15 protein-coding genes are annotated in these 13,034 nt (G+C 38.4%); 12 read left to right on the forward strand and 3 right to left on the reverse strand.

Annotation, left to right across the window (positions count from 1 at the left end; all coding sequences use genetic code 11):
- The first annotated feature begins 53 nt into the window (after positions 1-53).
- The 10 genes from murB (at position 54) to AC0VYH_RS12000 (ending at position 8,736) form a co-directional block, all read left to right on the forward strand.
- A complete protein-coding gene (gene murB / locus AC0VYH_RS11955) occupies positions 54-977 on the forward strand; it encodes a UDP-N-acetylmuramate dehydrogenase (protein WP_475372567.1) in 924 nt (307 codons plus the stop codon).
- A 229-nt stretch (positions 978-1,206) separates the two neighbouring features.
- Positions 1,207-1,482, forward strand: a complete 276-nt coding sequence (locus AC0VYH_RS11960; protein WP_475372568.1) for a hypothetical protein — start codon at positions 1,207-1,209, stop codon at positions 1,480-1,482.
- Between the two features lie 248 nt (positions 1,483-1,730).
- A complete protein-coding gene (locus tag AC0VYH_RS11965; RefSeq protein WP_475372569.1) occupies positions 1,731-2,120 on the forward strand; it encodes a VOC family protein in 390 nt (129 codons plus the stop codon).
- A 199-nt stretch (positions 2,121-2,319) separates the two neighbouring features.
- On the forward strand, positions 2,320-3,171 hold the full coding sequence (locus tag AC0VYH_RS11970) for a MurR/RpiR family transcriptional regulator (protein ID WP_475372570.1): 852 nt from the start codon (positions 2,320-2,322) through the stop codon (positions 3,169-3,171).
- A gap of 26 nt (positions 3,172-3,197) precedes the next feature.
- Positions 3,198-4,577, forward strand: a complete 1,380-nt coding sequence (locus AC0VYH_RS11975) for a YjiH family protein (protein ID WP_475365265.1) — start codon at positions 3,198-3,200, stop codon at positions 4,575-4,577.
- 18 nt (positions 4,578-4,595) lie between these two features.
- Positions 4,596-5,714, forward strand: a complete 1,119-nt coding sequence (locus tag AC0VYH_RS11980) for an amidohydrolase (protein ID WP_475365266.1) — start codon at positions 4,596-4,598, stop codon at positions 5,712-5,714.
- A 17-nt stretch (positions 5,715-5,731) separates the two neighbouring features.
- Positions 5,732-6,553: a GNAT family N-acetyltransferase gene (locus AC0VYH_RS11985; RefSeq protein ID WP_475372571.1), complete on the forward strand. Its 822-nt coding sequence runs from the start codon at positions 5,732-5,734 to the stop codon at positions 6,551-6,553.
- Entirely contained in the window at positions 6,543-7,655 is a 1,113-nt protein-coding gene (gene menC, locus AC0VYH_RS11990; protein WP_475365268.1) for an o-succinylbenzoate synthase, read from the forward strand. The genes AC0VYH_RS11985 and menC overlap by 11 nt, the downstream gene beginning before the upstream one ends.
- A 578-nt stretch (positions 7,656-8,233) precedes the next feature.
- Positions 8,234-8,413: a hypothetical protein gene (locus AC0VYH_RS11995; protein WP_475367484.1), complete on the forward strand. Its 180-nt coding sequence runs from the start codon at positions 8,234-8,236 to the stop codon at positions 8,411-8,413.
- Positions 8,414-8,505: 92 nt separating this feature from the next.
- A complete protein-coding gene (locus tag AC0VYH_RS12000) occupies positions 8,506-8,736 on the forward strand; it encodes a hypothetical protein (RefSeq protein ID WP_475365269.1) in 231 nt (76 codons plus the stop codon).
- A 184-nt stretch (positions 8,737-8,920) separates the two neighbouring features.
- Here AC0VYH_RS12000 and AC0VYH_RS12005 read toward each other — a convergent pair whose 3' ends face one another.
- Positions 8,921-9,463: a hypothetical protein gene (locus AC0VYH_RS12005; RefSeq protein ID WP_475365270.1), complete on the reverse strand. Its 543-nt coding sequence runs from the start codon at positions 9,461-9,463 to the stop codon at positions 8,921-8,923.
- A gap of 222 nt (positions 9,464-9,685) precedes the next feature.
- Between AC0VYH_RS12005 and AC0VYH_RS12010 the strand changes: the two genes are divergently transcribed.
- Entirely contained in the window at positions 9,686-10,225 is a 540-nt protein-coding gene (locus AC0VYH_RS12010; protein ID WP_194221765.1) for a 2'-5' RNA ligase family protein, read from the forward strand.
- Positions 10,226-10,287: 62 nt separating this feature from the next.
- Here AC0VYH_RS12010 and AC0VYH_RS12015 read toward each other — a convergent pair whose 3' ends face one another.
- A complete protein-coding gene (locus AC0VYH_RS12015) occupies positions 10,288-11,460 on the reverse strand; it encodes a MalY/PatB family protein (RefSeq protein WP_194221766.1) in 1,173 nt (390 codons plus the stop codon).
- A gap of 219 nt (positions 11,461-11,679) precedes the next feature.
- Between AC0VYH_RS12015 and AC0VYH_RS12020 the strand changes: the two genes are divergently transcribed.
- A complete protein-coding gene (locus AC0VYH_RS12020; RefSeq protein ID WP_475365271.1) occupies positions 11,680-12,258 on the forward strand; it encodes a hypothetical protein in 579 nt (192 codons plus the stop codon).
- Between the two features lie 41 nt (positions 12,259-12,299).
- On the opposite strand, the gene AC0VYH_RS12025 is transcribed toward AC0VYH_RS12020, so the two are convergent.
- Positions 12,300-12,965 carry a TVP38/TMEM64 family protein gene (locus tag AC0VYH_RS12025; protein WP_475365272.1) on the reverse strand — a complete coding sequence of 222 codons (666 nt, stop codon included), beginning with the start codon at positions 12,963-12,965 and terminating at the stop codon, positions 12,300-12,302.
- Between the last annotated feature and the right edge of the window lie 69 nt (positions 12,966-13,034).

The raw sequence follows: 13,034 nt of genomic DNA on the forward strand, positions 1-13,034 counted from the left end.
TTATTGAACTCAAACCACAATGAAAACGAACTGTTTTATAAGCGAGGTAGCCTATGAATAATCAAAATGTATTAAATGAACTCCGCTCCATTTTACCCAGTGCGGAACTGAAGATAAATGAGCCATTAAATGCACATACGTATACAAGAATGGGTGGATGTGCGGATGTCCTTGTGTTTCCTAACACGTTAGAGGACGCACGAGCAGCAGTTGAGTACGCCTATCAATCTAATTATCCATTAACCATTTTAGGAAAAGGCTCTAATGTTATTATCCAAGATGGAGGCATTAGAGGAATTGTCCTGAATCTTTCTTCACTAAAAGCCATTCAAAAAGATGAAGAAAAAGTTATTGCTCAAGCTGGCGCACGTATTATTGATGCTTCTGAATTTGCTCGTGACAGCAAACTAAGTGGACTCGAATTCGCATGCGGAATCCCAGGCTCTGTCGGCGGAGCTGTTTATATGAACGCAGGAGCATACGGTGGAGAAATCGCGGATTGTCTCGAAAGCGTTCTTGCTGTAACAAAGGAAGGAAAGCTCGTTAAATTGACAGCTGATGAACTTGATTTATCTTACCGTCATAGTAATGTAGAAGAAAATGGTCTTCTTGTCCTTGAAGCTACTTTCAAGCTTAAAGTTGGAGAGTATGAGGATATTAAAGCAATCATGGATGACTTAACGGAAAAACGTGAAACAAAGCAACCGTTAGAATACCCTTCATGTGGCAGTGTGTTTAAACGACCTCCTGGCCTTTTTGCTGGTAAGCTCATTCAGGACTCACAGCTTCAGGGTACACGAATCGGTGGAGCTGAAGTCTCCAAAAAGCATGCTGGCTTTATTGTAAATATCGATAATGCGACAGCGACTGACTATCTGGACGTGATTCATCATGTGCAGCGAACAGTAAAAGAAAAGTTTGATGTCGATCTTGAACGTGAAGTTCGCGTGATCGGGGAACCACCTGAAAAACCATAATTCACATGACAGCCGCTCTTACAGAAAGAGCGGCTTTAGCGTTTTGTACTGATGTTAAAACATCGGCCGTTTTCCATAGAACTGATCATTATCATTTTACATATAAGGTGTTTTTACACATGGGAATACGCACCAGTATATTAAGGCCGAGTTGACTTAAACTAATCTGTGTGACTAACAATTGATTAGAAACACACCTTTAAACTTTTAGTTAAGGAAGTGACCTGAAGTGTACAATAAAAAGCGTAATCAAAAAGGGAAAGGGAAAACCGCTACCGTCATGGCTTTAAGTGCATTAGGAGGAGCGGCTGCATACGCACTAACTAGTCGGATGCAGGATGGGTTTATGGGCATGCAACAGCATCATTCTCAACAAAATTCTTCCCATCAATCTCACTCTCAACATCAGGATCCAGAATCTTTGAAGCAAATGGCTTCCGCTCAAGGAATTGATAATGATGCCATTGCCCAATTCACAAACGCAATAAAAGACGATTTGCGCTAATTTAAGCACTCCCACTTGGGGGTGCTTTTCTTACGAATTACCTATATCAGCTTAAACTGTTAAATGAAGAGAACGGATCAGCTGAATCCCCTATAATTAGTTGGGATTACCCTTACCTTTTACGTTAAGAAGAATAGAACTTAAAGAGACAGCAAACCGTTCTTTTATCAATTACTAAAGGTCAGTCACTTCTTTTGTAGAATAGATAGAATAGTACGAGATTACCCTTAAACAAAAGGAGTGTTTAAATGATTAATCAAATCGGTCAAATCATGCTGTACGTGGACAATCAGGAAGAAGCATTAACATTTTGGACGGAAAAAATCGGTTTTCACTTAGTTTCGAAAGAAGATAACGATAGTCCAATGAAATGGATGGAGATTGCGCCTACTATGGAAGAAAGAGCGGCAAGTATCGTCCTTCATGATAAAGCATTCATTGCCAAGATGGAACCCGAGTTAAATCTCGGAACACCATCGCTTATGTTTTTCACTGACGATATAGATCGGCTATATGAAGATTTTAAAGGCAAGGAAATAACTGTTGGAGAGATCGTATCGATGCCTTCAGGACGAATTTTTAACTTTGCAGATCCAGAAAATAACTATTTCGCGGTAATGGAGAGAAACAAAGCATAAAAGAAAGATCTTCTCTTCACATGATTTTATGACGAACACTGTCGACTACTCGATAGTGTTTTTTTGATGTAATGAAACAGAATCTTATATAGGGTGGTGATTAAAATCAGAATAATCGAAAATAAACTAGCACTGAAGTATTTAATGCACTATAATAACAAACAAGAAGGATATACTTCACAAAATCAAAGGAGTAGTTATGAAGAATTTATCGATTAATCAAATGGTTAAAAAACACTATTCATCACTTTCTCCAGGTCAGAAGAAAGTTGCAGAATGGATCACTCAAAATGATGAGGAAGGAGCATTGCTTACTGCTTTTCAAATGGGGAGGAAAGTAGGTGTAAGTGAAACAACTGTCATTCGATTCGCCTATGCACTAGGATTTAAAGGATATTCTGAAATGCAAGAATCCGTGCGGCGTCAGTGGTTAGAGAAAAAGCAAGATCATGAAGAGTTTCCTTCACACGTACAAGAACCAACAGAGCAGACTCTTTTCAAACAGGTGATAGAAAAAGAAACATCTGTCCTAAAGCAATTATTAGCACAATTGGATGTAGAAGAGGTCTGGAAGGTAGTCGATCATTTCATTGAGGCAAAAAGTGTATACATTGCAGGATTTGGGAGTTCCTACGGAGCGGCGTACTGGTTGTATTATAACTTAAAGCAATTCAGAGCAGGTGTATTTCTATCTGAATCAATGGCTTTTTCTCCTGAAGATCTTTGTGACCTTACGCAAGATTCAGTCGTTGTTATTCTTTCATTCCCTCGTTATCACAAAGAAGCGATCGAACTTGCTACATTTACTCAAAGGCTAGGAATTCCTGTCATATCCATTACTAATCGGCACTTATCTCCAATTGGTCCGCTTTCTACAATAACGTTAACAACCGAAGAGAAGATGGACTCAGGACACCATTCCATTGCCTCTGTCATTAGCCTTCTAGAAGTGATCATTCAAGGGGTACAATTCAAAGATCGAGAACGAATAAGTCTTCGCCAACAAACGTTGGAACAACTTTATAGTGAGCGTAATTGGTTTGTGGAATAAACTTTGAGAATAAAGGTGGAATGGGAATGAATGAATTATCAAAACGTAACGAAACAGTTAAGGTTTCACATTTTTCTACAAAAGATATCTTAACCTTTTTAATTCCGTCGTTAATAGGGATCCTCTTATTTATTGTGCCGATAACACAGGATGGAGGTATCACGATCCCTGTGGCGTTTCTAGCGGGACAAATTAACGCTTCAATCGGCGAACTCATACCTGCTATAACGGTTTTTATTATGGTGGTAGCGACAGTAGGATCATTTGTAGCAGTAACGATTAAACCTCAATTTTTAGCAAGAAACCCAGCTTTACATACGTTATTACACGTTCGTCCATTCTGGTTAATTGCGCGTTTACTCGGAACAATATTTGCTGTCATGACGCTATACCAACTAGGACCAGAAATGATTTACTCTGAAAATACTGGTGGGCTTTTAATTTATGACTTAATCCCAATCTTATTTTCAACATTTTTACTAGCTGGGCTATTGTTGCCGCTTCTTCTCAACTTTGGACTTCTTGAGTTTTTTGGGGCATTGCTTATTAAAATCATGAGACCGCTCTTCAAATTGCCTGGTCGATCATCTCTTGATTGTCTTGCATCATGGGTAGGAGACGGAACAATCGGTGTTCTTCTCACAACAAAGCAATACGAAGATGGGTATTACACAAAAAGAGAAGCCGCTGTTATTGCGACCACTTTTTCAGTTGTTTCCATTACATTTACAATCGTCATTATTTCCTATTTGAATTTGGAGCAGTATTTTCTACATTACTATGCAACCATCATTTTTGCTGGACTTGTAGCGGCACTCATCATGCCACGCATTCCACCATTGTCTCGAAAGTCAAATAAAGGATATGAACATACAGAATTAAAGAAAGAAACGGGGATTCCAGAACAATTTTCACCCGCTAAATGGGGCTTTCATCAAGCGGTTTCAAAAGCCCAAAAGAATAAAGGACCGATGAGCGTAATAAAAGAAGGTGTACAGAACGTATTAGACATGTGGTTAGGCGTTTTACCAATCGTAATGGCTATAGGTACCATTGCTTTGATTACAGCAGAATTCACCCCATTCTTTACGATTCTAGGGAAGCCGTTTGAACCGATCCTAACATGGATGCAAGTGCCAGAAGCTGGTGAAGCCGCTCAAACAATGGTTGTCGGATTTGCGGATATGTTTCTACCAGCTGTGATTGGTAGTGGCATTGAAAGTGAATTAACCCGCTTCGTCATTGCCTGTGTATCTGTAACACAATTAATATACATGTCTGAAATGGGTGGATTACTCCTCGGATCTAAACTTCCTATCAGCATTGTCGATTTAATCATCATTTTCTTAATTCGCACATGTATTACACTGCCGATCGTTGTTGCTATCGCTCACCTTATCTTTTAAAAGAAAGGAAGTTCGAATGTGAATTTCGTAGAAGAAAACCATGATAAGATTTTAAAAACATATCATGAGCTACATCTACTTGCTGAGCCAAGCTGGCAAGAAGAGAAAACAGCTCATTACTTAAAGGAAAAGTTAGCGGAAGTCGGTTATCACATCCAAACCTTTCAGGGGCACTTCGGATTTGTTGCAGAGTTTAAAGGAAAAAAGGCTAATGTGATCGCTCTTCGTGCAGATATGGATGCGCTTGTTCAAGAGGTAGAGGGGGGTGTTAAGCCCAATCACTCCTGCGGTCATGATGCGCATAGCACAATGGTGCTATTTGCAGCATTATCACTCATAAAAGAGCCGATGCAGCATACCATTCGCTTTATCTTTCAACCTGCGGAAGAAATGGCTGAAGGAGCACTAAAAATGATAGAAGAGAATGTGCTAAAAGACGTTATGTTTCTAGCCGGGATTCATTTGCGTCCATCGATGGAGATTTCTTACGGCAAAGCCGCACCGATTATTTCGCACGGCTCAACCACCAGTATAAAAGGTTGGATCAAAGGCGTGCCTTCACACGCGGCTAGACCTGAGACAGGTAATAACCCGCTTGAAGCAGCAGCGGTTTTAATTCAGGAAATCCAGCGTATTCGGTTAAATGTTCCTGATCCTTTTTCAGTGAAGATTACTGAGCTTCATGGCGGGGAAGCATCTAATTCGATTCCCGCTAAAGCTCGCTTCACACTGGACTTAAGGTCAAGGTCCAACGAAACAATGAAGAAACTGATCGACCAAACGAAATACATCATTTCTAAAGTAGGAGAGCTAACAGAAACAGAAATAGCGTCTGAAATAGCCGAATATTCTCCAGCCGCTGTTAAGAACGATTTGGCCATTACCCTCGCTAGAAAGGCAATTGCTTCTTCTTTAGGTGCTAACAATGTAGTGGATGAGTGTGTATCACCAGGAGCGGAGGATTTTCATTTCTATTCATTAAAGTATCCTCATCTTACTGCAACCATGATTGGGCTAGGATGTGATTTAACGCCTGGATTACATCATCCTGATATGCAATTCAACAAGGAAGCATTGATCGATGGCACGAAAATCCTCACTCAATTGTTGTTAGAAGCCGATCAAAATGAATGGTAAGAAAGAAGGGATACGAGTTGAAAGCAAACGTACTTAAATCATTAACGATCCGTACCCTTCATTCGGTTGAAGAGCTTGAGGAAGTGAGACGATTAGAAACAATCGTATGGAGCTTTAATGATTCCGTACCAGTGAATCAAAGTATGGCCGTTGTCAAAAACGGTGGATTTATATTAGGAGCCTATTATCAAGACAGACTTATCGCTTTTCAATATAGCTTTCCAGGATTTAATGGTGAGAAAGTGTATCTTGTTTCTCAAAGTTTAGGCATTCATCCAGATTATCGAAGACTAGGAATTGGTGAAAGACTGAAAATCGAACAAAGAAAAACAGCGTCAAACATGGGATACGATTTCATTACGTGGACGTATGATCCGCTAGAGACGGTTAACGGCACGCTAAACTTACACAAGTTAGGGGCCGTCGTGAGCACGTACCTTCCAAATGTCTACGGTCTCATGGATGATAATCTCAATGCAGGGATACCAACTGATCGCTTTTTAGTTGAGTGGGATACGAATGAGATGAAGCGAAGTACTGAAACGAATCCAACGATACCTTATGCTCTTATACCAGGTGGAGAGAACCTTTTTAGCAAGCCTGAAAAACTAGACCTTTCCCTTAATGCTAGTAAGATATTTGTACCTGTTCCAGGAAACTTTCAAGAAATCAAAAAGTTCGATCTATCACTAGCTATTGACTGGAGAGAACAAACAGGACTTGTTTTTTCTAACTACCTAAAGAGAGGGTGGAAAGTGACTGATTTACTAAAAAGTGAAGAGTATCCACATCATTATGTATACCTCTTAGAGAAAGGTGATCAAAACAATGAAAATTAGTAGCATTATCTTAAGACAAATCAAGATGGACCTACTTCATCCTTTTACAACAAGTGTTGGAACCGAGCGAGACAAAGATATTATACTAGTTGAAGCGAGATCTCATTCTGGCCAATCAGGATGGGGCGAATCGGTCGCCATTATGGAACCAATTTATAACGAAGAAACCGTTCGTACCAATTGGCACATGATGAATGACCATTTAATTCCGCTGCTTCATCAACAAGACATCACTCACCCTGATGAGGTATCAGAACGTTTCAAGAAAATTCGCGGCAATTATAACGCCAAAGCGGCGATTGAATGTGCGATATGGGATCTTTATGCTAAAGAAAACAACCTTCCGTTAGCTCAAGCACTTGGCGGGGTGAAGAATAAAATAGAAGTTGGCGTCAGCGTAGGAATTCAATCTTCACATGAAAACATCTTAAAGCAAATAGATGAATATCTCCAGAGCGGGTACAAACGCATTAAGATTAAAATCATGCCTGGTTGGGATATTGAGATTCTAGCTATGATACGCAAAAAATTCCCAACGATCGAGTTAATGGCCGATGCGAACTGCGCTTATACACTCGATGACATTGAACACCTTAAGAAGCTAGATCAGTTCCATTTAATGATGATTGAACAGCCTCTTGCTCACGACGACATCATTGATCATGCCAAACTTCAAGCTCAATTGGATACACCTATTTGTTTGGATGAAAGCATTCATACTTATGAAGATGCGAGAAAAGCCATTGAACTTGGAAGTTGTCGAATCATTAACCTTAAAATCGGTCGCGTTGGAGGCTTAACTGAATCTAAGAAAATCCATGACCTATGTACAAAGCATCATATTCCTATGTGGTGTGGCGGGATGTTGGAAGCAGGGATTGGCCGAGCCCATAACCTCGCCATCACTTCACTCAGTCAATTTACATTGCCAGGAGATACAGCTCCATCAGCTCATTACTGGAAGCGGGATATTATTAAACCAGAAGTAGCAATGAACAATGGTTATATCGACATCCCTGAAGGTCCGGGTATAGGATTTGAGCCTGATCTAGAATATATTAACGAATTGACGGTACATAAACATGTAGCAGTGTTGAAATAGAAATTAATAAATGCGGAAGTCACTTATTTTAATAGAGATAAGTGACTTTTTTGTTTTCTAAGTACCTTTTTTGGAAAAAGAACTGTAATTCATAACAAATATGAAGATTATAAGATCAAAAAGTGCCAATTTTACGACCACGGAACATTTGTTCTCCGTCAAATTTGTTTAGTATTTTGTGTAGGTGAGCTATTTTACTAAAATCAACTAAAAGTGAGTGGAATTTAGTAAAATATGACGTTCTAGATACAAAAGTGCCAATTTTACGAGGTGGCGAACATTTGTTCTATCTTGTGTTTATAATATAAAATAGATGAAAAGGAGGTTATAAAATGTCTAAAATGAAACTCAGTATGAATGAAGTGATATCTCTCTAAGAGAGCGGTTCTAGTACTAGCGAAATAAGCTTATTAGCAGGAGTTTCTGACAGACACATTCGGCAGCTACTGACCACTAATGGCGTTGAAAAGCGAGCAAGAGGGAGCTGGAAAAGGAAATACTCCTTTAATGAAGATTATTTTAAGCATTGGACGAACGACATAGCTTATTTACTTGGATTTTTTATTGCTGATGGATATATTGCCTCTCAATCACAACCTAATGCTTTTACGCAGAAAGATCCAACTATTCTGGAAGAAATCAAGAACGTTTTCGATTCAAATCAACCTTTATATAAAAATATCGGGGTATACACTTTGCTTTTTCACAGCAAAATTATGAAAAACGATCTTCGAACGCTATTTAATATTACATCTTAGAAAAGTTACAATATCACGTTTCCGATTGTATCAGAACAATATATTCATTATTTTATAAGAGGATATTTTGACGGCGATGGTCACGTAAATATATGGAGACTTTGCTAACAACGCTAACGCAGTATGGATTTGATCCATATATGAGTGAAAATGGAAAACACTACCGAGTTTTTATTACTAGCAGGAAATCAATTAAACAATTCGCCGATTGGATTTATCATGACAAGTCACTTTATTTAAAACGTAAATATGAAGCTTTTGCTCAGGAAACATTTACAGCTGATGAACTGCATGATCGAAAACGAAACCGAGATCGCAAGTAAGTGTTCAATGAATTGATATGAATCCAAATGAAGCAAGTAGAGGAGTACACAAAAGTTCATTTGTACTCCTTTGCTGAATTTTTATTTTAGTTTACATATTATATATTATAGGAAGTCGATCCAAAATAGTGAATTCCGTCTCATTCGTTAAGTAAACTTAAGATAGTGAGACGGAATTGAAATTTTATCCGATTTTTAAAATACGCGCTAAATCATCGTTTAAATCATAGCTATTAATTAAATAAGAATGAAATTCTTTATTTTCATTATCGTTTCTAGAAATAATAACAGTATCTTCATCTAGGTTGATTCTAAGTTCTTTGCCAGTTTTTAAATAAATGATGAAATCAGCATCTTTAACTTGAACACGATGATTCGGTAACTGTGTTAAATCATTGTTATCTAGTTTATTAACCCAACTAACTAATGTTGATTCATCCTCATTTGACGTGATAACTTCACTTTCTTGCTGATCGCTTCTATGTACCTGTATTTCATAGATGTTCTGTTCATCGATCTTTTGATGCAAGCTGCTTTCAAGACTTGTGGCACTTGCAGTATGCGAATATTTATCATTCTTGTAGTCTATATAAACTTCAGCTGTTTTTAGATATCCAAATGCGAGAACAGAGAAAAGTAGGATGGTTAGAAGTCCTTTTGTTGCTTTTTTCATACAAATCACCCGCTTTCCTTTTCCAGCTAATGCTGTGGTTAAATGCCTAAACACTTCACCTCTTTCATCATAACAAAATTTTATTATATTTCATTCAATTATGGGAGTTTTTTTATAATTTTCTTAGCGTTTTAATAGTACTTTTGTTTTATTTTCGTAATCATCTTATCCTATTAAAGGGGTAAAACATTGGATAGCGAATTAGTGCATAGTACATCTATTCTTGTTAAATCGGTATAGCACTTCTATTCATCTACTTACGAAGGAGATTATTCCATGCCATTTTTTATTGCAGTCCTCCCTCCTCACCAGATTATCGAGAGAATTCATTCCTTTCGAAAGAAATGGGATTATCATGAACCTTCGCCACCACATATCACAGTAAAAGCTCAAAGTGGTTTAACAGCAACCGATGATTGGGTTGAAAAAATTGAGCGTATTTGTCGGAACTTTCCCGCTTTTGAATTGAAGCTAGGTGCCCCAGCTACATTTGGCTCAAATGTTTTGTTTAGTAGCGTATTATCTAAGGAGATCATCTCGCTTCATTTACTATTAGTTGATGCTATTAAGCCTTCACTACAAGAACAAAAAATGTATTATGAAGTAACTGATTTTATTCCTCATTTAACGATTACTCAGCAACATGAACCAATAGATCCCATTCAATTCAATAAGATAAAACGAGATGCAGAACAAACACTAGACGAATTCGAGCCCTTTTTGGTTCAATCCATTCATATTTTTTCAATGAATGCCTCCAAAACTTATACACCTGTTCTTGAACTTCCTTTACGTCCAGTAAACAAACTGTATTAAGGTTAGCCGGTCCCTCTAAATCAAAAAAACGCCCGTGATGTTCCAGGGCGTTTTTTGAATCATTATTTTGATTTCAAGGCTTTCTCCAAACGTTCTAAGCCTTCTTGCAATACTGAACGTGGACAGGCAATATTAATGCGCTCAAAGCCTTTTCCACCTTCCCCAAATATATAACCTTCATCAAGAGCCAACTTAGCTTCTTCCTGAACGAATTGTTCAAGTTCTTCATGTGTCATCGACAGGTTACTGAAATCCAACCATACAAGGTAAGTACCCTCTGGTTCAATCACTTCTATTTCTGGTAGACGCTCATTAATAAATTGAGTAAGATACGACAGGTTACCTTGTAAGTACTCCATCAACTCTTCAAGCCATTTCTCGCCATGAGTGTATGCCGCTTCTACAGCAATAATACCAAATGGACTTGGTGCAAACAGACCCAATTTCCCCATATAGGCGTTAAATTGCTCCCGCTTCTTCTCATCTGGAATAATGATCGTCGATAGCTGCATGCCTGCAAGATTAAATGTTTTACTTGGTGCGATGCACGTAATCGTATTTGCTGCGATCTCCTCTGAAAGAGTTGATAGAAGCGTGTGCTCATACCCTTTGAAAATAAGATCAAAATGAATATCGTCTGAAACGACTAGCACATCGTTCGCTAAACAAAGCTCAGCAAGCTGTCTAAGCTCATCTTTCTTCCACACTCTTCCTACAGGGTTATGCGGATTACATAGTAGTAACATGGTCACTTCAGGATCTTTAAGCTTTGTTTCGAGGTCATCAAAGTCCATCGCATACTTGCCATTTTCTTGTATGAGAGGATTATCAACGACTTCCCGCTCGCTCTTTTCAACCATATCACGAAACGGATAGTAGACAGGCGATTGAATAACCACTTTCTCTCCCTTGTTCGTATACGTGTTAACAGCAGCGGATAGCGCTGGAACAACTCCTGGCGTGAAAACGATCCAATCCTGTTCAATTGACCAATTATGACGTCGACTAAGCCAGCTTTGCACCGCTCCCTTCGTGTCTTCTGTCGGCATAGAGTAACCAAATATCCCATGCTGAATTCGCTTTGTAAGAGCATCAATTACTGCCTGTGGAGCACGAAAATCCATATCCGCTACCCACATTGGCAGCAAGTTTTCCTTTTCAAATATGGTATCTGTGTGATCCCACTTTACTGAATGTGTATCAAATCGGTTAATTCGTTCATCAAATACGCTCATAGTGTGCCTCCATTTGTTCAATAGTCCATCTTTTACTTTATCAAAACTTATCCGATCTGTCAGAGACGGCGCTTCTCTCTATCTTCTCGTACATTTAATTTAAAAAGACAGTAACATAGGTTGATGGTAGAATGAATGAAAGTAAGAATACTTATAGCTTATATCCATTTCAATAAGGTATACCTGAGATACTATGTTTAAAGTGAGGGTTAATTCATTATGAATACATTACACCATGCCTTCTGGAGCTATTTTTTCTTTCGGAAAAAAAGTAGGCGTACCGTTAAGTATCTTGTTATAGGTGGCATTGCACCTGACATCATTTATTATGTGATGTTTTTATACTTATTAGCTGAACGAAGTATCGAGAAAATCATCAATCCAGAAATAGAACTGTCCCTCCATTATTTTATCCACGGCTTGTTTGAACATCCTATCGTTGATGTATTGCGGAAACTTGGTCATTCTATCGTGATCTGGTTCATTGCCTTTATTCTTCTCATGATCATTCATCGAGGTTTTAAGCTGACCGCTCTGTCTGGGTTTATATGGGGATGGTTTTTACATGTTTTAGTGGACTTTTTAACACATGTGAGTGATGCTGTGCCGATCTTCTATCCTATTAACAATACCGTAATCCCTGGAGTTGTTTCTTATTGGAATCGTGATTACTATGGTACTGAGTTTAGTATTACTCATGGTATTGTTCTCGTATCAACGATCATCTACCTTATCCTGGAACGGCGTCGTACAAAGAAAGTGATAAATGAAGCTCGAAGTAAAGAAATTCAATCATAATAAAAAAGGAGCAAGCGTCGGTTAACGACCTGCTCCTTTTGTTATTTCGTATTCTCGTCAAGCGTCGGATCCTTTTTGGTTACTCGATTCCGAATGAGTATTGGAATAACCGAAAGTAAAATAAAAACGCCTACCGCAATGGCAATAATCTTTGGATCACCTGAGACTAGGCTACTACCTAAAAAGTTGTATGCAAATGTCCCTGGAATGATACCAATAAGCGTACCAAAAAAGAATGATGCAAAACGAATTTTAGATAGTCCTGCTGAATAACTAATTAAGTCAAAGTTAAAAAGAGGAACGAACCGAAAGAATAATACATAAAAGAATCCGTTCTTCTCAAGCTGTTCTTGTAATTTACGTCCTTTTCCTTGCCAATCTTTATTTGCGATCGATTTACCTAGCTTTCTTGCTACAATAAATGATAACACTGCTCCTCCTGTTGCCCCAATCACTGTATAAAAGGTTCCAAACAAAGAACCAAATGCTAGTCCACCTGCAATGGACAAGACAGAGGCTGGGAAAAAAATAAGAGGACGAATGGTGTAAATCACTATATAAACAATCGGTGCGAGTATGCCAAACGATAATATCCAATCCCTGATCTCTTCTACTTTAAAATCAAGGTACGAACGGCTGAACCAAATTAATAAACCAACAACGATGACTATTGCAAACCACTTGAACCATACCTTTGGATGTTTCATCTTCCCATCCTCTCTCAACACTTCTCATGTCTACCTTAACTGAATGACATGAAATTTGCTGTAACATGG

It is taken from the genome of Anaerobacillus sp. QJM3NY_32, assembly GCF_056173645.1.

Bases quoted from the DNA above. Each gene is read 5' to 3' on its own strand.
- murB (WP_475372567.1), top strand. From the start codon at position 54: ATGAATAATCAAAATGTATTAAATGAACTCCGCTCCATTTTACCCAGT.
- AC0VYH_RS11965 (WP_475372569.1), top strand. From the start codon at position 1,731: ATGATTAATCAAATCGGTCAAATCATGCTGTACGTGGACAATCAGGAA.
- AC0VYH_RS11970 (WP_475372570.1), top strand. From the start codon at position 2,320: ATGAAGAATTTATCGATTAATCAAATGGTTAAAAAACACTATTCATCA.
- AC0VYH_RS11975 (WP_475365265.1), top strand. From the start codon at position 3,198: ATGAATGAATTATCAAAACGTAACGAAACAGTTAAGGTTTCACATTTT.
- menC (WP_475365268.1), top strand. From the start codon at position 6,543: ATGAAAATTAGTAGCATTATCTTAAGACAAATCAAGATGGACCTACTT.
- AC0VYH_RS12000 (WP_475365269.1), top strand. From the start codon at position 8,506: ATGGAGACTTTGCTAACAACGCTAACGCAGTATGGATTTGATCCATAT.
- AC0VYH_RS12010 (WP_194221765.1), top strand. From the start codon at position 9,686: ATGCCATTTTTTATTGCAGTCCTCCCTCCTCACCAGATTATCGAGAGA.
- AC0VYH_RS12015 (WP_194221766.1), bottom strand. From the start codon at position 11,460: ATGAGCGTATTTGATGAACGAATTAACCGATTTGATACACATTCAGTA.
- AC0VYH_RS12020 (WP_475365271.1), top strand. From the start codon at position 11,680: ATGAATACATTACACCATGCCTTCTGGAGCTATTTTTTCTTTCGGAAA.
- AC0VYH_RS12025 (WP_475365272.1), bottom strand. From the start codon at position 12,965: ATGAAACATCCAAAGGTATGGTTCAAGTGGTTTGCAATAGTCATCGTT.